Annotated in this window: 1 protein-coding gene; it reads right to left on the bottom strand. The window is 67.4% G+C overall.

Features of this window, described 5'->3' with window-relative positions; translation table 11 throughout:
- Positions 1-236: ABC transporter permease subunit (locus tag F1003_RS19245; protein ID WP_155090389.1), on the bottom strand; the 236-nt coding region annotated here is incomplete at both ends.

The raw sequence follows: 236 nt of genomic DNA, 5'->3' as shown, positions 1-236 counted from the left end.
GGCGAATGCCCAGGCTGGTCAGGCGCACCGCCGGCGGCATGGCGAAGATCACCGTGGCGATGATGCCAGGCACGCGGCCAATGCCGAAGAGCATGGCCGCCGGAATCAGGTAGACGAACGCCGGCATGGTCTGCATGAAGTCGAGGATCGGCCGGATGATGGTCGCCACGCGCTCGCTCTTGGCCGCCCAGATGCCCAGCGGGATGCCCAGCAGCAGGCTGATCAGCGTCGAGGAG

Origin of the sequence: Winogradskyella ouciana (genome assembly GCF_009709615.1) — a bacterium.
GTDB lineage: Bacteria > Bacteroidota > Bacteroidia > Flavobacteriales > Flavobacteriaceae > Winogradskyella > Winogradskyella ouciana.
This window is presented reverse-complemented; position numbering and strand designations above follow the sequence as displayed.